This window comes from Kocuria sp. ZOR0020 (genome assembly GCF_000800955.1).
Taxonomy (GTDB): Bacteria; Actinomycetota; Actinomycetes; order Actinomycetales; family Micrococcaceae; genus Kocuria; species Kocuria subflava.
This window is the reverse complement of the sequence record NZ_JROX01000221.1, coordinates 1-22,608: the sequence shown is the minus strand read 5'-3', so window position 1 is coordinate 22,608 and position 22,608 is coordinate 1. Positions and strand designations below refer to the sequence as shown.

Genomic DNA, 22,608 nt, shown 5'->3' with positions numbered 1-22,608 from the left:
CACGATTCACATCCAGTGAAACGCGGGCCCGCCGTGACTCTTTGCACCGGTGACAACCGACCCGGTGCGTCAGGAAGCGCGTGGCACCCATCCTGGCGTACGTACCCGCCGCCGCCACGGTGTTCCGGTGCGCGGTCCCACGAACTCTGCTTCAGCTCCTGCTCGGGCCAAGTGGTCCTGGGCCACATCCCCCAAGCGCTGCGCCATCAGGGCAAACGTGATGGCCTGGACGGCATCCTCTGCGCCCACGGCCACACGGTCCCACCAGGCAGTGGGTGCCGTGTCCTGCGCAGCCTGGTCTTCTGCAGGTTCCATCTGACCGGTGCTCTCACCGGTCGGCACCACGCCATGGGTGTGCAGCACAGCAAAGGACCTCAACCCACAGCGCAATGGAGACTCCAGAGCCGCAAACCCCTGCCCCAATGCGTCACTGATTTCCCACGCAGCCCCCACACTGACCACCGCCGGGCCCACCACCACGGCGAGGCTTGCCGCCGGGTCCTGCATGATCACCTGCGCCACGATCTCCTCGGCCGCCCACGCACAGCCGAGGTTCCAGAGGTCAAGAACGGTGCCCTGGCGCAGGTACAGGGTGGAGGTGTCGGCGTCGAACTCATAGGGCGCATCCCTGCCCGTCCGAGCCGCGGTGCCGGCTGACCCCGTGGCAGACATTCCGACGACGTGATCCACCAGGCCACCGCTGAGGCGCGTGGCTTCCTGGGCATGAAGAAGGATGGCGCACAGCACCGGGGAGACGTCCATGGTGACGTCGTCGTGAGCGGCAAAAGCGTTGAGCAGCGCGATCTCGGAATCCACGCGGTCCCGGTCGACTGCCGTGGAGAGTTGTTCCAGGACGTCGTCCGCCACGCTGCAGGCAATCAGACGAGTCAGGGATTCCGTGGCATGCACTGCGCGGGTGGCGTTGAGCAACCGGCTGGTGCGGCGAACCGCGGGGATGGTCATGGTGGGGTCCTCTGGAGGGGGGTGAGGATGAGCGGATCGTGAACTGCGGGCGGTGAGCCGAATCAGAGGCACCTCCCGATCGATCCCCTGAAGCTCAACGTCTAGACACTTTGTCAGCCCAGAAGATACCGAACTTGGAACTTCCTGGGAACCCCAGCCTGACACAAGCGCGTGTGATGTAACCAACTCGTAGGTATACGCGCCATCCTACGTGCTGACCTGCAACAATAAGTCACACTGATACCTATACGTATGAATCCACCTGTACGTGACTGCATGTGAGTACCCATGTCGCGGCGGCGCTACGCCATCGAATGCGCGTGGATGACAAAGCGGGTGGGGTCAAAGGACCCCACCCGCTTGCGTCACACAGGCAATTCCCAGTTGGACTCAGCTGTCCCCGGACGCCTTGTCCCCCGTCAACTCACCGGCAGATTCATCCTTCTTGGACCGGCGACCACGGCCTTTCTTGCCGCCCTTGTCATCCTCAAACTTAGGAGCGCGGTCAATCTCTGCTAACACCGGCGGGAAGGATGAACCCAACTCACCGAAGGCCTCATGGGTGGACTTGACCACAGTGCGGGCCAGTGCGTAGTTGGCACCTCCGCCAACAATGGCACCCAGACCGAATGGGAGCGCACGTCCGATGAATGCCCCGGACTGACGCTTGAGGAAACGCTTGATGAACATGTTGCGCAGCGTTCGGGTCACGGTGGTGCCCTGGGCGGAACCGGAACCCAGCATCAGGCCCCAGTTGCTGTTGGCCATGCCTGCCTTGCTACCCTTGGCCAGAACCTGGCCCATGAGCGCCTCACCGTCTTCACCCAGCATCAGGGCCATGACCATGGCGCGAGTCTTGTCCGGATCCTCCGTGGAGACACCGTGCAGCTCTGCAATGGACTGGGCGTAGAGAGCTGTCATCTCCAGGTAGGCACCCACGGAGGCTGCTGACACACCCAGTGAGGCCACGGTGCCGATTCCCGGAACCATGGCAACACCGCCAGTGGCACCACCGCCTGCCGTCACGGCACGGACGTACTGCTTCTCCAGACGCTTGGCGATCTGGGCGGGGGTGTCATTGGGATGCTGACGCCGCTGGCGCTTGACCCAGTGCAGCACCACGGGTCGCTGGACGCGCAGGGTTGTCTCCAGGAAGTTGGCGGTCGCCTGCGTGGGCTTGCCTGAATCGTCGAATGCATTCTTGATGGGGTTGAAAACCACGTGAGGACTCCTCCACTTGAGGTGACCGGCTCAGCCACCACGTCTATGACCTTAGCCCGGTCACGGTGCTCGTCATTGAACTCCACGCTATTTCACCAGTCATCAGCACACTGCCGGGTTCGCCTCCAGCGGACTGTCTGGTGAACAGAATGCTCCCCTCTGTCCTAGCATCAATTCATACCCGACCACAGCTGAGCTTGAGGAGTTCTCCTGCCTTCATCACCTGATTCCTCGATCCCTCAACGGTTTCTCAAGGACCTGGATGCTGTGGCCACCGTGGAGTACGACTCCACCACTCGCGGTTGGATCCTGAGCATCGGCGGGACCGAACAGTCCCACGTGGATCTGGAGGACCCGCACCGGGTCTTCTACGAATACCTGCAGCGTGTGGCCAACGTGGTGGATGTGGTCAAGGACCCGGGGGTCCCGGTGCAAGCCGTTCATCTGGGCGGCGGTGCCATGACGCTACCCAGGTACATGACCGCCACCAGACCAGGCTCACGGCAGATCGTGGTGGAGCTGGCCCGGGAACTCCCAGATTTTGTGACCACGCATCTCCCGTTGCCGCCGGAAGCGCAGATCCAGGTGCTGACCGGGGACGCCCGTGAGTCCCTTCCCCGTCTGCGGGAGGTTGGCGCAACACCGGTGGATGTGGTGGTCCTGGACGTCTTTGCAGGCGACGGCGCACCGCAACACTTACGGGAGCGCTCCTTCTACCGGGAGATTCGCGAGGTCATGACACCGCACGGGATCTTGTTGGTCAACGTGGGCGATGATCCCGGACTGGCATTCTTTCGCGAGCAAGCCCGCGCACTGAGTGTGGCCGAGGACAGGGGCTCGCAGCCGGTGTTCCAGGACGTGTGGTGCTTGACGGAGGCCACTATGACCTCCGGCCGCCACGCAGGCAACCTGATCTTGGTGGCATCCAGCCAACCACTACCGGGGTGGTGGAAGGAACACCGGATGGCGGCAGGCCCCCATCCGGCAGCCGTGCTGGACGGATGGGACCTGAGCCAATGGCTCGCTGAGCACCAGAGGTGAACTGTCACCCGGTGGTGAAGGTGTTCAGGTCCCCACGGGCATCTTCGTAATGAGCATCAACCGTGAACACGGCTCCGGGTGCATCTGATCCCTGAATGCTGCGCAGAAGGTCACGGACTGCCCACCTGGGGCCTTCCGCCACCACGCGGACTGAACCGTCCGATTCATTCACGGCGGATCCGTTGAGACCGAGCTTCTCCGCTTGTTTCCATGTCCAGTACCGGAAGCCCACGCCCTGGACGGTGCCTTGCACCACTGCTGTCACGCGGAGGGGTTGTTCGGTGTCCAAGGTCTGCTCCTGTTGGTTCTGGGATTCACTGCCCATGTCCTGGGACCTGTTGGCCTTTGCCCCGGGCTTGAAGCCCAAGAAGTTCTGGCCAGGATGCTGCAACGGGGCCGGGCGCTGCTTGCGTCCCGTCAGCCGTGACAACCACCCGAGTGGCCCGCCTCCGGACTGAGATGGGTGTTGTGACATGTTCTGACCTCGATCTTTTGACGAACGCGGGTCAATTCCCCGGCGTGGGTTCAGCCGTTCCGCCTGCCGGAGTGGCGGCATCTGAGCCCGCAGAGTCCGTGGCGTCTGCGAAGGCGCCCGCCAAGTCATCGGCCGTGCGCACGTTCCCCAAGTCCACTTGCTGATCCGCCACCACAAAACTCGGAGTTCCCGGCAGATCCAGTTCACCGGCCTGCTGGGAGTGAGCATCCACGATCTGTGCCACTGCACCCGAGCTGTAGTCCCCGGTGAACTGGTCCACGTCCAGGCCCAGATCCTCGGCTGTGGTCACAAAATAGTCGTCCAGTTCCCCGCCGCTGAGCTGCCTCCAGTCCTCAGCGTTTTCATACAGGTGTGAGGCGTAATCGTGGGCCTGGTCCTGCATGGCCGCAGCCTCCACGGCACGCGCGGCGGGAACCGCGTTGTCATGGATGGGTAGCGGGTAGTTCTTGACCATCACCGTGACGGTGCCGTCCAGGGACTCGGCAGCCTGTTCCACCAGCGGATGCGCCGACTGGCACGCGGGGCATTCGTAGTCCGTGTACATGGTGACCACCGGAAGGTCATCCACGGTGTTCAGCGCATATCCGGAGTTGATGGCTTGATCCACGTACACTTGGTCCTTGGAGGCGCCGTCGCCGCCTGCCTGTGGATCCACCGCCCCAGGTTGCTCGGTGGCGCCGACAGTCTGCTCCGCAGCACTCTGCGTGGCAGCGGCATCTCCCGAACCATCGGTCCCGTTTCCACCGCAAGCGGTCAGCAACAACACCGAGGCACCAAGCAGTGCAGCAGCACTTCTGGCATGGCGACCTGGAATCCGCAGTGCGGGGATGCTGGGCATGGGACGTCCTTTCGAGTGCGTGACCAATCACGGTGGGGCCCGCCAAGCGGCGGCCCCCACCAGCAGTCAACCATGTGAGCGCTGCCAGCACCGGGGTGGTTGCCGTCCGTGGCTCGGCCTCAGTGCCGATCGTGACAGCGGGGCGGCCCCCGCCTGCGCGGCGTCGTGCAGGTCAGTCGGCGGTCAAACGCACCAGTTCACGGTTGAAAGCCTCAAGGTCACCGGGGTTGCGGGAGGTCACCAGGTTGCCGTCCACCACAACTTCACGATCCACCCATTCAGCACCCGCATTGCGCAAGTCCGTGGCCACGGAGGTGTAGGAAGTCATGGTCCGGCCGTTGACCAGGCCGGCTTCAATCAGGATCCAGGGAGCGTGGCAGATGGCGGCAACGGGCTTCTGGGCGGCATCGAACTCCTTGACCAGCCGTAGAGCTTCCTGATCCAGGCGCATGGTGTCCGCGTTCAGCGTGCCACCGGGCAGCACCAGGGCGTCAAAATCGGCGGCCTCAACGGTCTCCAAGGCTTCGTCGACGTCGTATTTTCCGGAATGTTCCCAGTCACCCTGCATGGCGGTGATCTGACCTTTTTCCGTGGAGAGCAGCACGGGCGTTCCACCGGATTGGCGAACGGCGGCCCACGGTTCCGTCAACTCCGGTTCCTCCACACCATTGGTGGCGATGAAGGCGATCTTCTTACCGTTCAGGGAGGTCATGGCATTCACGTCCTAGTCGTCGTAGACATCAGGCCTCTGGAACATGGGGTGCGCAGTCGGCACCCTCCACCAGAAATGGCCAGCTTGCTTCATGTTCTCACCCCAGAACCAGATCCGCAGCTGTGTCCGCCGTCCAAGAACCACCTTGCGCCGCACCAGGTGGGTGGATCACACTTTCTGCTTGGTGTGCCCCGGGTCCTCACCGGGCAGCAACCGCGATCCACTGCTCGAGCCCTAGGAGTTCCATCCGTGGCACCAATGATTCCCCTGCAGATCGGCCTGACGGTCGTCGGCCTCCTGGTTGTGGTTCTGGGAGCCGTGATCGGTGACGGACTGCTGCTGTTGATCGGTGGCCTGATGACCGCCGTGGCCGTGACAGGCCTGGGCATAGCCCTGCGAGCGCGTGCTCGACAATCCCAACACACCCGGTGAGCGCCCGCGTTCAGACCGCGTTCTGGGGAGGCAGACCCACCACGGTTTCCTCCACCCGCAGGCCCCGCAAACCTGCCACTCGTTCCAGGTCCTGGCGGATCTGATCCGCATTCGGTTCCGAACCGGGGGTGCTGGGCTCGATCTCCACCTGCAGCACCTCCGCCTCCCGCGGATCGGTCACGATCTTGGCACTGACCGTCTGCACACCATCGGCCTGGCTGAGTTCTTGCAGATCCTCCACCAACACTCCACTCAAGCTGCGCTGTTGATCCTCCGTGTAGGTCAACGTCAGGTTGTTGTGCTGGACCACCACCTGATCCACGCGCGTGGGGGTCATGGCAGGTGTCTGGACGGACTGTGAGCTCTCCAAGGCGGACTGAACCTGCTGGACAGCGGCATCTTGCGACGGGTCCGCCTCAAGATAGGTGGTCAGCCTCAGATGTTCGCCCACCTCCACCGCCCACCGCTCGCCCACACCGGCTTCCCTGAGTTGGTCCAACGCCTGGATGCCAGCCCCCGTGAGGGTGATGGACTGATCGGAAACCAGCCCCTGGCTCGGCCCCGTCACGTGGCTGCCATCGGAGAGGTAGATGGTGATCTCCCCCAGAGAGATGCCCTGAGCGGCCAGACCCTGTTGTTCGGAAGCGGTGACCGCCGCCTGCCTCACCGAACGAATGTTCTCTTCACTGCTTTCAGCGCTCATCACCACACCGATGTCAGCAGAGCCCGTCCGCCCGGCCTCCGAATCCGTGTAGGTGCCCATCACAGAGGCGGAGGTGACGCCGTTGATCTTGCACAGCACCTCTTCCACGCCCGGAACGTACACGGGGACGTCGTCGTCGCCGGCTATGGGGTCCGGCCTGACCAAGCCGTCGCCCTCAGCGTTGGGACGCGGTTGGTCACAAGCTGCGCTGTAACCCCAGGCAGGAAGCTGCACACCCTGCGCCACCACAGGTTCCGGTGTTTCGCGGTTGGGTGGAGCAGCAATTTCCTCCGTTGACGCATTGTGCTCAGCGCTGTCCTGGCAACCGCTCAACATCAAGGGAACCACCACCAACGTGCCGACGGTCAACCACCGACCTGCCGATGCCACGTGCCGGGCCGAGTGCGAGTTCATGCGTGGATCCTGACGTCTGGGCGCGGTTGCCCGTGGGCGTGGAACGCAGGCACCCTCAGGTGCGCTGCAACCCTCAGGATAGTGGGAGCAAACCCGCGGACAGATCAGCGCCCGCCCTGTTGGGCCGCCAACAGGGACAGGAAGTGGTGGCGCATCCGCTGCCGGTCAGCTTCCCGGCCCGTGATCAGGCGGAAGGCGTCCACGGCCTGCCCAACGGCCATGGCACCACCGTCCAGCACCGGGCGCCCCAGGGAGCGTGCGTGGCGAATCAAGGGGGTGTCCACGGGCAGGTAGATCACGTCTGCCACCCAGTGCTGGGCGGTGACCAGACCAAGATTGATGGGAGCACCCGGATGATGGTGCATCCCGATGGGAGTGCAGTTGACCACCCCGTTGGCCTGGGCCACGTGGGAGGCCAGATCTTCCTGCCCCACTGCCTCGATGACTGCATCCGGGAAGTAACGGCTCAGGGCAGCGGCGCGCTCCTGCGCCCGCTCCTGGTCCAGATCGAGCAAACTGAGGTGTTCCACCGCCGAATCCAACAGGGCGTAGGCAACCGCAGATCCTGCCCCACCGGTGCCCAACTGCACCACACGGCCTTTGGGCACCTCCGGGAGCTCAGCAGCCAGCGCTGCGGAGAATCCGGTCTGGTCCGTGTTGTGCCCCACGAACTTGCCATCCCTGATGAGCACGGTGTTCACCGCCTGCAACGCCTGAGCACGTTCGGAGACATGATCCAAGTGCTGCAACACCGTTTGTTTGCACGGGTGGGTGATGTTGAAGGCGTTGAATCCCAGGTCCCGTCCGGCCCGCAGCAACTCCCCGACGTCCTCGCCGGGGCGCCCGAGCACAGTGAGGTCCACAGGACGGTAGATGTACGGCAGGCCCTGGGCGGCAGCCTCTGCCTCGTGCATGGGCGGGGTCAGACTCTGGGTGATGCCATCACCGATCAGACCGACCAGATAGGACTTGTGAACTGCGCTCATGGCACCTGGACCTCGCATCGTGTCAGACAGTTCCTGCAGGCAGACCCACACGTTATGACGCCGGTCACGCCATCACCCCAGTTGTTGCAGGCTGTTCGCATTGATCCCGCCGCACGACCCTCGGACGCGGGTCAGATCAGCCGTTGAGCCCCACTGCATAAACCGTGCCCTGCCCGCTGGCCTTCACGGATGAGCCGTCAGTACGGCACCAGACGGAGTGCCCAGCGGTGAGGTGGTGGCTGAGCCCGTCCACCTCCAAGGTCAATTCCCCGTCCGTGCACAGAACCACGCAGGTGTTGCCCGGCAAATCGCGGTCCTGGCCACCGGCGACGACGGCGCAGACAAGGCTCAGGCGATCGTCCCACAACGGGTAGTGGCGCAGACCATTCGCCCCGGCAGGAGCATCGATGGGATCGGCGTCCTCCTGCTCTGGATTGACGATGGCCAGCAGTTCCGGGACGTCAATGTGCTTGGGCGTCAGTCCGGCACGCAACACGTTGTCCGAACAAGCCATGAGTTCCACGGCGGTGCCACGCAGGTAGGCGTGCAGTTGACCGGCCGGGGTGAAAATGGCCTGTCCCGGCTCCAGGACCACGTGGTTCATGCACAGCGCCACCAAGAGTCCGCGATCCCCCGGGTGCCGCCCGGAGATGTAGCGCAGCAGTGCGCCCAGTTCGTCATGGGTGGGCAGGCGATCAACGGCGTGCATCAGATCCGCCAGGGCCACCTGGGCTTGGTCATCAGGAAGCTGCAGCACCTCTGGCAGCACAGGCCGCCCGGTTGCCAGAATCTCGCGCAGCCACTGCTGATCCAGCGCCTCGGCCAGGACGGCCAACTCGGCGTTGCTGCGCACACCGCTGAGAGTTTCCACCCGGGTCACTGCCACGCCGATCTCCGGCTTGGGCTGGCGATCCTTGTAATTGCGTGTGGAGGCGGAAAGCTCGACTCCCGCGGCTTCCTCCCGCTGCCACCCTTCCTCGGCCTGCTCGGGCGAAGGGTGGACCTGAATGGACAGAGGAGCGTCAATGGCCAGGATCTTGAGCAGGAAGGGGAGATCGCCGTCGCTCTGCAGGGCTGAGGTCAGCGAACCCAGGAGGCGGGCGGGGTCCTCCTGCAACAACTCGATGACCGTGACCTCCCGGCCGTCAACGCTCACCACGGACGGTCCGGACGGGTGCGAACCCACCCAGAGTTCGGCCTCAGGTGTTGCTGACGGCACCTCCCGGGACTGCATGCATGCCAGCACGGATCGTGAACCCCACGCATAGTCCTGGATCGGGTCAGTGGTCGCAAAAAACTCAGCCATGGGCCCATGGAAGCACAACCACCTGCGGGCATCCTGGTGTGGCACGTCCTGCGGGAGGGATTGCTACCAGACTCACACCCACGGGCACCCCCTTGTCCCCCGATGTGAGTCCACTGCCGGTGCCACGGACAGGACTGTGGCGCGCAACCAACGGGCACAGCAACGGATCACCAGTCACCGTGAACTAAGGTTCGAACTATGACAATTGAGCTTTCCGAGTCATTCAAGGCATACGACGTCCGCGGGATCGTGGGCCAGAGCATCACCGCCGAAACCGTGTGCGCCACGGGTGCCGCATTCGTGGACGTTCTGGGCCTGGCAGGTTCCACTGTTCTGGTGGGAGGGGACATGCGCCCGTCCTCCCCCGAATTCATTGACGCTTTTGCAGAAGGCGCCACAGCCCGCGGGGCCGACGTCGTGAAGATCGGGCTGATCTCCACGGACGAGCTGTATTTTGCCTGCGGTGTGATGGATGCAGCTGGGGTGACCTTCACCGCCAGCCACAACCCAGCCGCCTACAACGGCATGAAGATGTCCAAGGCCGGTGCCGTGCCTGTGTCCTCGGAGACCGGTCTCTACGAGATCCGCGATCGCGCCCAGGCTTACCTTGCCGAGGGCGTCGAGTCCGTGGAGAACCCGGGGTCCGTCACGGAGCGTGACGTGCTCAAGGACTACGCCGAGTTCCTGCGTGGGCTGGTGGACCTCTCCGCCATCCGCCCCCTGAAGGTGGTTGTGGACGCCGGCAACGGCATGGGCGGCAAGACCACCCCCGCCGTGCTGGGCGACACCGTTTTGACCGGACTGCCCCTGGAGATCGTGCCCCTGTACTTCGAGCTCGACGGCACTTTCCCCAACCACCCGGCCAACCCGCTGGAGCCGGAGAACCTGGTGGACCTGCAGAAGGCCGTGGTTGAGCACGGCGCGGACATCGGCTTGGCATTCGACGGCGACGCCGACCGCTGCTTTGTGATCGACAACAACGGTGACCCGGTCACCCCCTCTGCCATTACCGCTCTGGTGGCCGAGCGCGAGATCGCCCGGGCCCAGGCCGACGGCGAGCAGGAACCCGTGGTCATTTACAACCTGATCACCTCCAAGGCAGTTCCTGAGCTGGTGACTGCTCGCGGTGGGCGCCCGGTCAAGACCCGCGTGGGCCACTCCTTCATCAAGGCCGTCATGGCGTCTGAGGGTGGCGTTTTCGGCGGTGAACACTCGGCGCACTACTACTTCCGGGACTTCTTCAACGCAGACACCGGCATGCTGGCCGCCATGCACGTCCTGGCCGCCCTGGGTGAGCAGGAGGGCCCGCTCAGCGAACTCATGGACAGCTACTCGCCCTACGTCGCCTCCGGTGAGATCAACTCGGAGATCGAGGACAAGAAGGCCGCTGTGGACCGCGTGCGTGAGGCCTACGCGGGCCAGGACGTCTCCGTTGAGGACTCCGACGGCACCACCTTCACCTCCGGGTCCCAGAACTGGTGGTTCAACCTTCGCCCGTCCAACACGGAGCCCTTCCTGCGCCTGAACGTGGAAGCTGCGGATCAGGCCACCATGGAGCAGGTTCGGGACAACGTGCTGAGCATCATTCGCGCGTGATCCCCTGATCCCGGCGGGGCTGGACACCACATGGTGTCGACGGCACCAACCGTCCGCTCTTGAGCGGACAGTTGGTGCCGTTGGCACACAATTACCCCGCAACTCCTCCACAATTCATATTGGATCGCATGGTGCTGGGTGCCGAAGAGGTGCGCCAGAACTCCTGCATCTGCATGACCTAGAGTTTCAACGTCAAGGGCGAAAACCACACCATGTCTCAGCTGGACAGCTCGATCCAGGAACTTCTGACCATCGACGGCGCCACCGGTGCAGCAATCGTCGACATCTCCAGCGGCATGGCCCTGGCATCCGGTGGCAACCCGGGATTCGACCTCAACGTGGCTGCAGCCGGCAACTCCAACGTGGTCCGCGCAAAGCTGCGCACCATGCAGGAAATCGATCTCCAGGGTGAGATCGAGGACATCATGATCACTCTGGGCAACCAGTATCACCTGATCAACGTTCTGAACACGGAGGCAACCTCCGGGTTGTTCGTCTACCTGGTGCTGGATCGCAAGAGCTCCAACCTGGCCCTGGCCCGCCACAAGCTCACCGGCGTGGCCCGCAAGATCAGCCTGTGATCTGAATCCAGTCACACCATCAGTTGAGGCCCGGTTCCATGTGGAACCGGGCCTCAACTGATGGGTCAGCGGGGACTGTCGATCACCAGGCATCCCCCAGTGCCGCACTCATCAAGGTGTCCTCCGTGGCGTGTTCATTGTGCTGATGCGCCACGATCCGCCCGTCGCGCATGACCAGAATCCGATGGCACCACTGCAGCAGTTCCGTCATCTCGGATGACATCAACAACACCGCTGTGCCACGGTCCGTGAGTTCCCGCAGCATGTCGTACACATCCCCCTTGGACCCGATGTCGATCCCCCGCGTGGGGTGGTTCAGGATCAAGATGTCGCACTCACTGCGCATCCACCGGGCCAATGCGATCTTCTGCTGGTCTCCGCCGGAGAGATCCCCCACCTGCGACTGGATGTCATGGGTCTGGATCCGCAGGGTTTTCACCTGGGCGGCCACATCACGCAACGCGGAGATTTCCCGGACAAACCCTGCTTGGGGATCGTAGTTCTCCTTCATCAATCGACGCGCAACGGAGATCTCCAGGGCGGCTTCCAGTTCGTCGTCGGTGTCGGAGAGGTATCCGATGCCCAGGTTCACGGCGTCATCCGCGGAGTCGATGGTGACGTCCTGGCCCTTGACCTGCAGAGTACGGAACTGCGCCGAACCTGCACCCACCAAGGCGGAGACCAGCTCGCTCATGCCCGCGCGTCGCAGCCCGGTCAGCCCCAGGACTTCACCGCGGTGCAACTCGAAAGAGACGTCAGAAAGCCCGCGGGAGGTGGAGGCACCCTCCACCCGCAACACTTCCTCCTGGGGGCCTTCCACCGCGCCGGGGCGAGACGGCTGGGCAATCCGGCGTTCAAACATCGAGTAGACGATGTCATCCACCTTGACCTCACGCGGGGTGAATTCATCCTTGATCTGCCCCTCCCGCATGACCAGGATCCGGTCGGCCAGGGAACGAACCTCATCAATGCGGTGCGTGATGTAAATGATGCCGGCACCTTGACGGACCAAGCCGCGCAGCACGGAATGGACCAGGGCCACTTCCTGGTCGTTGAAGGAGGCAGCCACCTCATCCAGGAGCATGAGTTGCGGGTTCTGGAATTGAAGGCGCAACACCCCCACAATGGCCTGCTCGGCGCGCATGAGTTCATGCACAGGAGTTTCGGGATCCATCTGCACGCCCGAATCGGCCAAAATTTCCCGTGCCCTCTGAAGTGCGGCCTCAGAGTCATCCGGGGCACCCAGGTCAAAGGCTGCAATGGCTTGAACCACGGTCGAGTCCTGGTCCAGGCCAAAGCGCTGGTGCACGGCACCCACTCCGCGACGACGGGCGTCGTCGTCACCGGTGGGCCGATACGGCTCCCCGCCCAGCAGAATCTCACCACTGTTGGGCTGGGTGGCCCCCGCCAGAACGGAGATCAGGGTGGATTTACCGGCACCATTGCCACCCACCAGACCAACAATCTCCCCCTGGGACACCGTCAGGTCCACGCCCTTGAGCACCCGGACCTGACCATGGTTCTTGACCAGACCGCGTACGGACAACAGTTCATTCACCGGTTGTTCTCCCCCGAAAACTTGATGGGCGGCTACTGACGCCCCATGCCCTGAGATATGGCGGAGGACCCTGCCGACGCCAGAAAACACTGTACCCCGCAACCGAATTCACCTCGGCTACGGGGTACAGAAAGGCCCACTGGGGTACAGAAATGCCTACACGGGCTGTTGCGGATTACTTGCTCAAACGATCCTTCAAACCCGCAGCCTGCTCGGTGAGGACTTCCGGAACGTCTCCGAGCTTGGCAAACCAGTCCTCGATGCCGGGCAGTTCTTCCAACCACTCCTCAGCATCGACGGCCAGGGCGGCCTGGATCTCCTCCGGGGTGATCTCCAGGCCCTCCAGTTTCAGGTCCTCAGGGTTGGGCACAACTCCCACAGCGGTCTCCACGCCTCCGGCAGTGCCGTCCACACGGCGGCAGATCCACTCGACCACGCGGCTGTTCTCCCCGAAACCGGGCCATGCAAAGCCGCCGTCCGGCGTGCGGCGGAACCAGTTGACATAGAAGACCTTGGGCATGTTCTCCGCGCCGTGATTCTCCCCCAGGTCCAGCCAGTGCTGAAGGTACTCATTGGCGTTGTAACCGATGAACGGGAGCATGGCCATGGGATCGCGGCGGACCACGCCCACAGCTCCCTTGGCGGCAGCGGTGGTTTCTGAGGACAACGTGGCCCCCTGGAAGACACCGTGCTCCCATCCGAAGGACTCCGAGACCAGCGGCACGGTGGTCTTGCGGCGACCACCGAAGACGATGGCGGACAAGGGCACACCGTTGGGGTCGTCGTATTCGGCAGCCAGGATCTCCGCCTGCTTGATGGGCGTGCAGAACCGGGAGTTGGGGTGAGCTGCAGGGCGCCCGGAGTCCGGGGTCCAGTCATTGCCCTTCCAGTCCGTGAGGTGTTCGGGCACGTCATCTGTCATGCCTTCCCACCACACACCGCCGTCATCAGTGAGAGCCACGTTGGTGAAAATGGTATTGCCGGCGGCAATGGCCTTCATGGCGTTGGGGTTGGTGGACCATCCCGTCCCGGGAGCCACACCGAACAGACCGGCCTCAGGGTTGGTCACGTAGGCCTGGTCCCCGCGGAAGCGAATCCAGGAGATGTCGTCCCCCACCATCTCTGCCTTCCACCCCGGGACGGTGGGCTCGATCATGGCAAAGTTGGTCTTGCCGCAGGCAGACGGGAAGGCTGCGGCAATGTACTTGGTGGCGTTGTCCGGATCCGTCACCTTGAGGATGAGCATGTGCTCGGCCAACCAGCCTTCGTCATGTGCGATGGCAGAGGCGATGCGCAGCGCGTAGCACTTCTTGCCCAACAGGGCGTTGCCGCCGTAGCCGGAACCGAAGGACCAGATGGCACGGTCCTCCGGGAAGTGCACGATGTACTTGGACGGATTGCACGGCCAGGCCACGTCCTGCTGGCCGGGTTCCAGTGGAGCACCCACGGAGTGCAAGCACTCGACGAAGAACGCGTTGGTGTCATCCATCTTCTTCAACACGTCCGCACCAATGGTGGCCATGATGCGCATGGAGCAGACCACGTACGGGGAGTCAGAGATCTCCACGCCGTATTTGGGGTCATCAGCATCAAGGTGACCCATCACGAACGGGATCACGTACATGGTGCGCCCACGCATGGAACCACGGAAGCGATCCCGCAGGATCTCCTTCATCTCCTGCGGGTCTTCCCAGTTGTTGGTGGGGCCTGCAGCCTTGGCGGTCTTGGTGCAGATGAAGGTCCGCTCCTCCACCCGGGCAACGTCATCCGGATCAGAGAAAGCGGCGAATGAGTTGGGGAACTTTTCCGGGTCGAGCCGCACCAAGGTGCCGGCCTCAACCATCTCCTCCGTCAGGGACTTCCACTCAGCCTCAGACCCGTCAACCCAGTGGATGCTCTCCGGCTGGGTGAGTTCAGCGACTTCACGCACCCAGGTCAACAACCGCTGGTGCGTGGTGGGCGCCTGGTCAAGACTCTTCTGAGCCTCCGCGGAGAGTTCCTGCGTTGTGTCGGTGGGCTTCTGAGCCATGGACGTGTCTCCTCATTGAGGCCGTGCGTTGATCAAAACCACCTCTCAGACCTCACCATTGAGGTCCCCCACCCTGCCGGGCGCCGGGTCGAGCTGGCCGAACTTTGGTGTGATGAAAGTCTACCTGTTCCCTACGTCACCACAGCGGGGTTCACTGTCCCCCATGATGCCTGTTATGACCCTGAAAGGCACCCCCACACCACTCCCGATCCCTGCGCTGACGCGGGTGTGAACACTCACCAGAATTAGCGCATGATTGTTTTGCGTATGTGGTTGATCACGCTCTAGAGTGATCCCGCACAACGTTAGGGTTGCCTAACCTGAGCTTTGACTCATTCTTGTATGCCTTTTGACCACGGGGGTTGACCATGACCGACTCGCAGTACCTGACTGAGGCCCGGAACCTTGGCACTGGTTCCTTCTCCCGGCGTTCTGCCCTGACCGGGTTGGCAGCCTTTGGCGCGCTGGCGTTGGCAGGCTGCCAGACGGGGCCGTCCTCGGATGACGACGCCGCCAACGATGCCCAAGGTGACTTCCCGCGCACGGTTGAGCACGTCTACGGTTCCACCACCATTGACGAAGCCCCGCAGCGTGTGGCCACCATTGCCTGGGTCAACCAGGACGTGGTCCTGGCCCTGGGCGTGGTTCCCGTGGGCATGGCTGCCACAGATTTCGGCGGCAACGACAACCAGTCCACGGACTGGTTCGACGACGCCCTGGCCGAGAACAGTGGCGAAGAGCCCACCAAGTGGAGCGAGACCGACGGGCTGGACTTCCAGGCCATCGCCGCAGCGGAGCCCGACCTGATTGTGGGCGTCTACTCCGGGATGACGGAGGAGGACTACAACCATCTCTCCGAGATCGCCGACACCATTGCCCCGCCCAAGGACACCGCAGCCTTTGGTGCTGCCTGGGATGAGACCACCCGCATGATCGGTCAGGCCCTGGGCCGTGACGACCAAGCCGAGGACCTCATCAGCTCCGTGGAGGAGCAGCTGTCCCAAGCAGCTGAGGAGAACCCGCAGCTGGAGGGCAAGACCTTCATCTACGGCACCGTGGATCCGTCTGCCGAAGAGCAGATCAGCATCTACACGGATGTGGACAACCGGCCCCGCTTCCTCAAGGCCTTGGGCATGGAACAGGCACCCGTGGTGGTGGAGGCCGAAGGCGAGCAGCCGGATGCCTTTTTCATCGGGTGGTCGCCAGAACGTGCGGATGAACTCGAGTCAGACGTCCTGGTGTCCTGGGCCGCTGACGAATCCGCACGTGATGCCATTGAGTCCGATGATCTACTGAACAAGATCCCGGCCGTGGCCAATGACCGCCTGGTGCTGCAGACCGACGGCCAGGAGACGCTGTCCGTCTCAGCAGCCTCTCCGCTGAGCATCCCGTGGGCCATCCAGAACGTGGTTCCCCAGATCGCCCAGGTGCTGGCCCCTACAGAAAGCGCAAGCCCCACGGCATGAGCACTGCCCTACGGATGACTCCGTGGGTTGCGCTGGCCGTTGCGGTGGTCCTGACGATCACCGCAACGGCCGCGTCGCTGTTCTGGGGGTCTCGCACCATTGAACCGAGCACCGTGACCTCGGTTCTGCTGCGCGTGCCCGGGATTCTGATGGGTCAGGATTCCGGGGCATCTGCGGAGATGGACACAGCCGTGGTCCTGGCGCGCATTCCGCGAACACTCACCGCCATTGTGGTGGGCGCAGCCCTGGCAGTTGCGGGGGCAGGCATGCAGGGGATCAGCCGCAACCCGTTGGGAGATCCTGGGCTCCTGGGGCTCTCCGCCGGAGCAGCTGCAGGGGTGGTGCTGGGCCTGGGGTGGTTGGGAATCCACACCAGTTGGCAGATCGCAGTGGCCGCGCTGGCCGGTTCCACACTGGCCGCGTTGCTGGTTTTCGGCATCTCCCAGGTTGGCGGGGGTGCGCCCACCCCGATTGGCCTGACCTTGTCCGGGGCCGCGGTCAATGCTGGATTCGTGGCGGTGACTTCTGCCGTGGTGTTGACCAATCAGGCAGTTCTTGAACGCTTCCGGTACTGGAACGTTGGTTCGGCGTCCAGGTCGGAGACCACCGATCTGCTGACTACGGCACCTCTGATCGCCCTGGGGATTCTGCTGGTCCTGCTGGGTGCCTCCGGACTGAACGCCATGGCGCTCGGTGACGAGTTGGCGCACGGGTTGGGAGTCAACCTGGGGCTGCAGCGCACCACCGTGTTTGTGGGTGTGGTCATTCTGGCGGGGGCTGCCACCGCCGTGGCCGGGCCGATTGCTTTCGTGGGATTGCTGATCCCGCACGCGATCCGGCGAATTGTGGGGGGCGACTACCGGTGGATCATCACCTTGAGTCTGCTGCTGGGACCCTCCCTGCTGCTGATTGCGGACACCCTGGGACGGGTGGTGGCCCCGCCGCAGGAGATCTACGTTGGCATCACCACGGTGGTCCTGGGAGTCCCCGTCCTACTGGTGCTGCTGCGCCGCAGGAAGGGGATGGCCCTGTGAAAGCTGCACAAGTCCACACCCTTCGCCGTCGCCAGGCCCGACGCCACACCCTGCTGCTGGTGGGACTGTTCACCGCCGTGCTGGCCATGATGGCCATGCGCGTCCTGCTGGGGCAGTACACCGTGACCATCCCTGATTTTTTCCGCATCCTGGGCGGCGAACGCATCCCGGGTGCCACGTTCATAGTCATGCAGGACAAACTCCCCCGGGCCCTGTTGGGTGCGGCCGCGGGCCTGGCTTTCGGCATTGCCGGGGCATTGTTCCGCTCCGTGTTGCGCAATCCACTGGCCAGCCCTGACGTTCTGGGCATCAACGCCGGTGCGGCTGCCGGAGCCGTGACCGCCATGTACTTCCTGGGTGCCGCCGGCACCGGCCTGGCCTGGGCCGCGCTGGCCGGGGGCATCGCAGCCGCCTGCCTGATTGCTGCGGTCTCCACGTCCCTGGGCGCGGGAACCGGCCGTTCCGGCATAGTGGGCGAGCGCTTCCTGCTGGCGGGTATCGGTGTGGCCGCCTTGGCCCAGGCCGTGGTGATGGGGCTGATGACCCGACTGTCCACCCAGAACGTCCAGACCGCCGCGGTCTGGACCGCAGGTTCCCTGAACTCCTCCACCTGGGACCGGCTGACGCTGGTGGCTGTCGTGCTGGTGCTGGCAGTTCCCCTGGCCGTGTTGGTGCAGCGTTCGCTGCAACCGGCCGGGCTCGGCACCGAGCTGGCCGTGGGCCTGGGGTCCCGACCCGGGGTGGCCCAGGCAGGTGCGCTGGGGCTGGGAGTGGCCCTGGCCGCCGTCGCCACCGCTGCAACGGGCCCACTGGCCTTTGTGGCCCTGCTCTCCACTCCGATTGCTGCAGCACTGCACGGCGGCAAGATCTCCGTTCTGGCCAGTGGGGCCGTGGGCGCATTGATTGTGGTTGCGGCGGACATGGTGGGGGCTGAAATGTTGGGGGAGGCCCGGCTTCCGGCAGGAGTGATCACAGGTGCCATCGGCGCGCCCGTGATGCTCTGGCTCCTGGTGCAACTACGGCGAGGAAAGCAGTCATGATCGAACCGATCTTCCAGACACAAGGGCTCAGCCTGGGTTACGGCAGCCGGGTTGCGGTGACTGATGTGGACCTGAGCATCGCCCCCAACCAGACCACGGTGCTGATCGGGGCCAACGGCTCCGGAAAGTCCACCCTGTTCAAGGGCCTCTCCCGCCAACTCACGGCCCGCACCGGCTCCATCCGCTTCAACGGCACGGAGCTCAACAGCCTGCGCCCTAAGGCCTACGCCCGCCAGGTGGCCCTGCTCCCCCAGGCCCCGGTGGTACCGGAGGGACTCACAGTGCTTGAACTGGTGGCCCGCGGACGCCACCCCCACCGGCGGTGGTGGGGCGCACCTTCCCCCGGGGACGACGACGCCAGTGCCCGAGCCCTGTCCATGACCAACCTGTCCGGTCTGGCCGAGCGGCCCGTGGATGAACTCTCCGGCGGTCAACGCCAGCGCGCGTGGATCGCCCTGGTGCTGGCGCAGGACACCCCCACGGTGCTGCTGGATGAGCCCACCGCCGCGCTGGACCTGGCCCACCAGGTGGAGCTGCTGGACCTGCTGCGTGGTTTGCGCCGACCGGACGGGACCCGCACCACCGTGGTGGCCGTGCTGCATGAACTGAACCTTGCCGCCCGGGTTGCCGACCGGGTGATCGCCCTCAAGGATGGTCGCGTGGCACTGGCCGGCACACCGTCCCAGGTGTTCACCCCGGAGGTCCTTCAGGACGTGTTCGATCTCAAGGCCGACGTGATCCAGGACCCCACCGAAGGCCACCCGGTGATTCTTCCGCGAGGCCGCACAGAGTCGGCACTGGTAGCACTCCCCGAAGATCCGCTGGTTGGTGAAAGGAGCTGACATGACACAGACCACCGCATCAGGACCCACCGTGATCTGCGCGCAAGTGACCGTCACCGGGGTCCACCAGCTCTCCCCCACGTTCCGGCGCATCACGGTGGCCGGGCCTGAACTGGCCGAGTTCTCCACCAACGTGGTGGGCACAGGTGAGCGGATCACCTGCCGGGACGCCTACATCAAACTCCTGGTGGCGCCGGAGGACGCAGAGCCTTCCCGGCCCGAACTCACCATGGGCTACCGCGCGTGGTTCGCTCAACCGCAGGAACAGCGCGGGTACCTGCGGACCTACACCGTGCGCTGCGCCGAATGGGTTGCTTGGGGCCAAACCCACGTGCCGGAACTGACCCTGGACTTTGTTCTCCACGCGGAAGACCACGGTCCGGGCGGTACCTGGGCCTTGAACGCCGAGGTGGGCCAGACCGCCTTCATCCTGGGTCCTGGCCAGGATGAACCAGCATGGGCCTCCTGGGGACCGGGGCGGGCACGCCGAATCGTGGCGGTCGGGGACGAAACCGCAGCCCCTGCCCTGCTGTCCATCATCGAAGAACTCCAGGAGAACACCACCGCACAACGTGTGAACGTAATCGTGGAAGTACCCACGCGAGCGGACCTCCCCGACGTCGTCGTGCCACCGGAGACCACTGTTCACACCCTGGCGCGTTCCGACTCCGGCGCGCACGGCACCGGATCGGTACGCGAACTGGCGCACGTCCTGGAGCTGCCCACGTTCTGCGTTGCCGACGTCCTGGCCGGACGCCGCCCCGAGCGGGTGACCGGCTCGGTGCCCACTGTGGACCCGGAGCAGATGTGGGAGGTGGCTGATCCTGAAGCCGAACGTGACACCTACGTCTTCCTGGCCGGTGAGGCGGCCAGCGTCAAAGCCTGGAGGCGGCTGTGTGTTGACGCCGCAGGCATCCCCAAGGAGAACGTGTCCTTCATGGGCTACTGGCGCCGCGGACACGCAGAATCGTGAGCACAACTACGCCCCTCCGATTTGCCCACCCGGCCCAACGCGCGTAATGTAATCACCTGTTCGCGACGCCAACGGCACGCGAACTCTGGTTTGCCTGAGCAATCAGCTGACCATGCGCCACTAGCTCAACGGATAGAGCATCTGACTACGGATCAGAAGGTTGGGGGTTCGAATCCCTCGTGGCGCACTTTTAATGTGCGGCCTGACCTGGAGCGATCCGGGTCAGGCCGTTTCTGTTTCCCACCGCTCTGCCGAGCTCCCACCGGGGTGCCAGATCACCGGTCACACGGTGGGCAACCGCACGTTCTGTGGGAACTCGAGAACCCCGTGGGGCCTTGACGAAGAGCGAATTCTCAGTAGCGCTGACCGCTGGCGGCCGGGATGGCGGCCAGGACCTCAAGATCCTCAGTGTCCAGTTGCAGGTCCGCAGCCTGCGCGTTTTCCGCCAGATGCTCCAAGCTACTGGTGCCGGGAATCGGCAGTGATACTCCCCCGTCCAGGGAGGGCAGCATGGTCCAGGCAATCGCAACGGCGGCCATGGGAACCCCGTGCTTGTCGGCCACGGCACGGATGGGCGGCAGGACGGCGTCGTCGTTGGTGGAGCGGGCTTGGTCGGTGAACCGGGGGTTCTCGGCGCGGAAATCACCCTCCGGGAACTTCCGCCCTGCCAGGGCACCGCTCAGGTAGCCACGCCCTACGGGGGAGAACGGCACGAACACCGCGGCATGCTCCCGGCACCAGCCGATCACGTCTCCGGCGGGATCCCCGTCCGAGGTGTGGCCTGAGCCGTCCGGGTCGCGGGTCCACAACGACTACTCGGACTGGACCGCAGCCACAGGGTGGATGGTCTGCGCACGCTCCAGCTGTTGAACGGAGACCTCCGAAAGCCCGATCGAGCGCACCTTGCCGGCCTGCACCAACTCGGCCATGGCACCCCAGGTGTCCTCCAAGGCAACATCGGAATCGATGCGGTGGACGTAGTAGAGGTCGATCGTCTCGGCCCGCAACCGCCGCAGAGTGTCGTCAATGGCCTGGCGAATGTAGTCCGGGTCCCTGCACCGTTCAGTCTTGGGCGGATCAAGCTGCTCGGCCCGCAGCCCCACCTTGGAGCACAAGAACGTGCGGTCATAACGGTCATGCAGGGCAGCGCCCACCAGTTCCTCGTTGGCCCCGCCCCCGTACAACGTTGCCGTGTCCACAAAGTTCATGCCGGAATCCACTGCGGCACGCAGCACATCCTGTTTGGCCCGCTCGGTGAGCCCGGTGCGTTCCAGCATCCAACTGAGCCCCATGGCCCCGAAGCCCACGGCCCCAACAGGGTCACCGGTGGGAGTGAACACGGTGTTCTTCACGGCATCTCCTTCTTGAACGGCCACAAGCTGATGGCCACTTCCACCGGAACACGACGCCGGTGAGTTGCCTTGACCTCACCAGGATCCTTCAGCGCGGGGCACCATGAAATCAGTCAGGCGGGCATCTGCCCCGTCCAGGGCATCCCAACTCTGGGTGGTTCGCAACACGGCCATGCCGCTGGTGGGATATCCACCTGAGAGGTCCATCACGGCGTCCATGTCCGAGTCCGCGCCGGACAGACGCATGGCCACATCCTGCACGGCCGGTTGATGGCAGATCACCATAAGGGTCTGCACTGAATCCGGGACGGCATTGATCTCCGCCAGAACCTGGATCTCGGATGCCTCATACAGCCGCTCCGAAAGGTTTGCGGTGGGCGCCAGGTCCCCCAGCTCAGAGGACACCCAGGTGCAGGTCTGGCGGGTGCGCAACGCGGAGGAGCACAGGATCATCTCCGGTGCCAGATTGTTCTCCAGCAACCACTGACCTGCCAGGGGGGCATCCGCCTCCCCGTCAGGGCTGAGAGACCGCTCATGATCATCCACACCCCAGCCGGCTCCGGCTGTTGCGTGACGCATGAGGATCAGCACGCGTTCGTCATGACGTGGGGCATCTGCTCGAGTGCTCATGCCGCCATGTTCTCACGAGGCCGGCACCCGGCCCCGTGCATCAGATGGAGTATTCCGGAGCCGCCCAGACCACTACTTCCGGGTGGTCGTAGAAGCGGTAACCCTGACCGCGCACGGTGCGGACGGTGTTGGCCAACCGCCCCAGCTTGGAACGCAGGCGCCGGATGTGAACGTCGATGGTGCGTTCGTTGGGAACGTCCTCAGCACCTGACCACAGGTTGCCGATCAATTCTCCACGTCCCACCGTGCGTGCCCCGTTCTCCACCAGGTAGTTCAGCAGTTCGAACTCCTTGTACGTCAGGTTCAGCACATCCCCGTCCAGGAGGACCTCCCGACGGGAAAGGTCGATCAGGACGCCGGCAGACTGTGAGGCACGGGGTTCAGAGTCGACGACG

21 protein-coding genes, 1 tRNA gene and 1 pseudogene are annotated in these 22,608 nt (G+C 64.1%); 10 read left to right on the top strand and 13 right to left on the bottom strand.

All coding sequences use genetic code 11. The annotated features are described in order from the left end of the window. Window positions 1-69 precede the first annotated feature (69 nt). On the bottom strand, window positions 70-963 hold the full coding sequence (locus L979_RS11955) for an FAD:protein FMN transferase (protein ID WP_047692430.1): 894 nt from the start codon (window positions 961-963) through the stop codon (window positions 70-72). A 390-nt stretch (window positions 964-1,353) separates the two neighbouring features. Beyond that, on the bottom strand, window positions 1,354-2,184 hold the full coding sequence (locus L979_RS11950) for a hypothetical protein (protein ID WP_047692429.1): 831 nt from the start codon (window positions 2,182-2,184) through the stop codon (window positions 1,354-1,356). Between the two features lie 267 nt (window positions 2,185-2,451). Here L979_RS11950 and L979_RS11945 point away from each other — a divergent pair, with 267 nt between their 5' ends. Beyond that, on the top strand, window positions 2,452-3,225 hold the full coding sequence (locus tag L979_RS11945) for a spermidine synthase (RefSeq protein WP_047692428.1): 774 nt from the start codon (window positions 2,452-2,454) through the stop codon (window positions 3,223-3,225). A 4-nt stretch (window positions 3,226-3,229) separates the two neighbouring features. On the opposite strand, the gene L979_RS11940 is transcribed toward L979_RS11945, so the two are convergent. The 3 genes from L979_RS11940 to L979_RS11930 form a co-directional block, all read right to left on the bottom strand. Next, complete coding sequence (locus L979_RS11940) at window positions 3,230-3,700, bottom strand: acylphosphatase (protein ID WP_369792998.1); 471 nt, start codon at window positions 3,698-3,700, stop codon at window positions 3,230-3,232. Between the two features lie 31 nt (window positions 3,701-3,731). Then, window positions 3,732-4,559: a thioredoxin domain-containing protein gene (locus L979_RS14780; RefSeq protein WP_052209860.1), complete on the bottom strand. Its 828-nt coding sequence runs from the start codon at window positions 4,557-4,559 to the stop codon at window positions 3,732-3,734. Window positions 4,560-4,731: 172 nt separating this feature from the next. Beyond that, on the bottom strand, window positions 4,732-5,271 hold the full coding sequence (locus tag L979_RS11930) for a type 1 glutamine amidotransferase domain-containing protein (RefSeq protein WP_047692427.1): 540 nt from the start codon (window positions 5,269-5,271) through the stop codon (window positions 4,732-4,734). 249 nt (window positions 5,272-5,520) lie between these two features. On the opposite strand from L979_RS11930, the gene L979_RS15955 reads away from it, so the two are divergent. Then, complete coding sequence (locus L979_RS15955) at window positions 5,521-5,703, top strand: hypothetical protein (RefSeq protein ID WP_156125575.1); 183 nt, start codon at window positions 5,521-5,523, stop codon at window positions 5,701-5,703. 10 nt (window positions 5,704-5,713) lie between these two features. Here the strand turns inward: L979_RS15955 and L979_RS11925 are convergent, their stop codons facing one another. From L979_RS11925 to manA, 3 genes are all read right to left on the bottom strand, one after another. Beyond that, window positions 5,714-6,820 carry a hypothetical protein gene (locus tag L979_RS11925; protein ID WP_047692426.1) on the bottom strand — a complete coding sequence of 369 codons (1,107 nt, stop codon included), beginning with the start codon at window positions 6,818-6,820 and terminating at the stop codon, window positions 5,714-5,716. A gap of 104 nt (window positions 6,821-6,924) precedes the next feature. Further along, window positions 6,925-7,806: a shikimate dehydrogenase gene (locus L979_RS11920; protein WP_047692425.1), complete on the bottom strand. Its 882-nt coding sequence runs from the start codon at window positions 7,804-7,806 to the stop codon at window positions 6,925-6,927. Between the two features lie 136 nt (window positions 7,807-7,942). Next, entirely contained in the window at window positions 7,943-9,112 is a 1,170-nt protein-coding gene (manA, locus tag L979_RS11915) for a mannose-6-phosphate isomerase, class I (protein WP_047692424.1), read from the bottom strand. Window positions 9,113-9,310: 198 nt separating this feature from the next. On the opposite strand from manA, the gene L979_RS11910 reads away from it, so the two are divergent. After that, window positions 9,311-10,708 carry a phosphomannomutase/phosphoglucomutase gene (locus tag L979_RS11910; protein ID WP_047692423.1) on the top strand — a complete coding sequence of 466 codons (1,398 nt, stop codon included), beginning with the start codon at window positions 9,311-9,313 and terminating at the stop codon, window positions 10,706-10,708. A gap of 212 nt (window positions 10,709-10,920) precedes the next feature. After that, complete coding sequence (locus tag L979_RS11905; protein ID WP_047692422.1) at window positions 10,921-11,289, top strand: hypothetical protein; 369 nt, start codon at window positions 10,921-10,923, stop codon at window positions 11,287-11,289. Window positions 11,290-11,371: 82 nt separating this feature from the next. On the opposite strand, the gene L979_RS11900 is transcribed toward L979_RS11905, so the two are convergent. Together L979_RS11900 and L979_RS11895 are read right to left on the bottom strand one after the other, a co-directional pair. Then, window positions 11,372-12,847 carry a sugar ABC transporter ATP-binding protein gene (locus L979_RS11900; protein WP_047692433.1) on the bottom strand — a complete coding sequence of 492 codons (1,476 nt, stop codon included), beginning with the start codon at window positions 12,845-12,847 and terminating at the stop codon, window positions 11,372-11,374. A 175-nt stretch (window positions 12,848-13,022) separates the two neighbouring features. Next, window positions 13,023-14,876 (bottom strand): phosphoenolpyruvate carboxykinase (GTP), encoded by a 1,854-nt coding sequence (locus L979_RS11895; RefSeq protein WP_047692421.1) that lies wholly within the window; start codon window positions 14,874-14,876, stop codon window positions 13,023-13,025. Between the two features lie 368 nt (window positions 14,877-15,244). Here L979_RS11895 and L979_RS11890 point away from each other — a divergent pair, with 368 nt between their 5' ends. The 6 genes from L979_RS11890 (at window position 15,245) to L979_RS11865 (ending at window position 20,418) form a co-directional block, all read left to right on the top strand. Next, entirely contained in the window at window positions 15,245-16,342 is a 1,098-nt protein-coding gene (locus L979_RS11890) for an ABC transporter substrate-binding protein (protein ID WP_047692420.1), read from the top strand. Further along, complete coding sequence (locus L979_RS11885; RefSeq protein WP_047692419.1) at window positions 16,339-17,376, top strand: iron ABC transporter permease; 1,038 nt, start codon at window positions 16,339-16,341, stop codon at window positions 17,374-17,376. The genes L979_RS11890 and L979_RS11885 overlap by 4 nt, the downstream gene beginning before the upstream one ends. Beyond that, window positions 17,373-18,416, top strand: a complete 1,044-nt coding sequence (locus tag L979_RS11880; protein WP_047692418.1) for an iron chelate uptake ABC transporter family permease subunit — start codon at window positions 17,373-17,375, stop codon at window positions 18,414-18,416. The genes L979_RS11885 and L979_RS11880 overlap by 4 nt, the downstream gene beginning before the upstream one ends. After that, window positions 18,413-19,258: an ABC transporter ATP-binding protein gene (locus L979_RS11875; RefSeq protein WP_052209859.1), complete on the top strand. Its 846-nt coding sequence runs from the start codon at window positions 18,413-18,415 to the stop codon at window positions 19,256-19,258. The genes L979_RS11880 and L979_RS11875 overlap by 4 nt, the downstream gene beginning before the upstream one ends. Before the next feature lies 1 nt (window position 19,259). Then, a complete protein-coding gene (locus L979_RS11870; protein ID WP_047692417.1) occupies window positions 19,260-20,231 on the top strand; it encodes a siderophore-interacting protein in 972 nt (323 codons plus the stop codon). A gap of 114 nt (window positions 20,232-20,345) precedes the next feature. Then, window positions 20,346-20,418 (top strand) — tRNA-Arg (locus L979_RS11865). A 166-nt stretch (window positions 20,419-20,584) separates the two neighbouring features. Here the strand turns inward: L979_RS11865 and L979_RS11860 are convergent. The 3 genes and pseudogenes from L979_RS11860 to L979_RS11850 form a co-directional block, all read right to left on the bottom strand. Next, a pseudogene (locus tag L979_RS11860) lies at window positions 20,585-21,538 on the bottom strand (aldo/keto reductase). 120 nt (window positions 21,539-21,658) lie between these two features. After that, window positions 21,659-22,213: a histidine phosphatase family protein gene (locus L979_RS11855; protein WP_052209858.1), complete on the bottom strand. Its 555-nt coding sequence runs from the start codon at window positions 22,211-22,213 to the stop codon at window positions 21,659-21,661. Between the two features lie 40 nt (window positions 22,214-22,253). Further along, window positions 22,254-22,608 (bottom strand): winged helix-turn-helix domain-containing protein (locus L979_RS11850; RefSeq protein WP_047692416.1); only part of this gene is annotated, 355 nt, incomplete at its 5' end.